The organism is Oleiphilus sp. HI0066 (assembly GCF_001635725.1).
Genome location: NZ_LWFH01001266.1, coordinates 1 through 1,184 on the forward strand (window position 1 = coordinate 1; position 1,184 = coordinate 1,184).

The following is a 1,184-nucleotide window of genomic DNA, read 5'->3' on the forward strand; positions in this document are numbered from 1 at the left end:
GGCATGTCTATCGAGGATTTTGGATATATCGACAACTTAATGATCGGCTGTTCTGCACCCATTGATTGCATCGATGACCGAGACGACAAGGCTGCTTTGAAAGCCTTTCAATGCGCACTCGAAAGAGCGCAGTCAGAACAACAATCCGAGTATCTTAGCTAGATCAGTGGAACAGGGTACAAAGAGCGGTAAGCGATCTCACCGCTCTTACTATTATCTCGCACCACATAGACCTCTCAGTGATTAACTATATCGAGCCTGACCGCGATACAAGCCTTGGAACTTCAAGCCTTGGGCATTGTACATTGGATAGAATTTTCCACGGTACTCGACCAGTTCGCCTTGTCCTGTAGCGTTGTGAGCCATTTGAGCTTGAGCCTGACTAGCTGCTTTAGCAGGGCGAGCATCACGTCTGGCAACAGCCTTGTCTTGCTGACTATTTAAAGTAGGCACATCGCCATCAGCATATTGAAGAAGTGTCGCTAAGCTCTCGTTTAATTCTTCTGAGTCAGTCAGCTCGGCATACTCTTGTAACATCTCAATAAACTGCGGGTGAGATAGCTTTAACTTCACGCCGAGTTCGTCCTGCACGAGGTGAATACAGTTGCGTGCAGCAGTGATGGCTGAGGGGTTCAACATCCAACTACGATCGTTCATAACTACTCCTTTAATACGTAGACAATCTAGATTTTTGGCTTTACGTAGCGCACCATCAATGTGCGCAAAATACGTCTCCCGCACCACATAAAAGCAGTCAAGAAACACTTGTAAGCCGTTGATATTCCTAGCCTAGACGAAGATTTTTCACATGCAAAATTTTGTATAAAAAATCGTAGTTCAATACAAAAAAGGTCTGTATACGAAGAAATGTAAGTATGTAGAAAAGAGTAAAACGCGCCCTAATACGAGGCATGGCGCGCGACACAAAAGTCCCAATTAATAGCGAGACTCAGGGAATGCCATTTCTACACGATGATGATCGATGAATATAAATTGAATGGCATGAGTAGTGTTCGGATTATAATCTTCAGGCATTTGTAGACGAATCGGGCCTATTTCGTAATGCTGCCCGTCTTGATCCCAGCTAATCACAACATCGTTACTTTGCAGCACACGAGGATGAAAACCGTTCATACAAAGCGAATCACGTAAGATAATTCCACATGCAAACTTTCGATGAAACT

2 protein-coding genes are annotated in these 1,184 nt (G+C 44.2%); both read right to left on the reverse strand.

The genetic code is table 11. From position 1 onward, the window contains the following. Positions 1–243: 243 nt before the first annotated feature. The gene (locus A3738_RS18215) at positions 244–657 is read right to left on the reverse strand and encodes a hypothetical protein (RefSeq protein ID WP_156493597.1); all 414 of its coding nucleotides are present in this window, start codon (positions 655–657) and stop codon (positions 244–246) included. A gap of 279 nt (positions 658–936) precedes the next feature. Continuing rightward, positions 937–1,184: hypothetical protein (locus A3738_RS18220; protein ID WP_231876694.1), on the reverse strand; the 248-nt coding region annotated here is incomplete at its 5' end.

Excerpts from the sequence above, each read along its gene's own strand:
- A3738_RS18215 (WP_156493597.1), bottom strand. The coding sequence starts at position 657 with ATGAACGATCGTAGTTGGATGTTGAACCCCTCAGCCATCACTGCTGCA.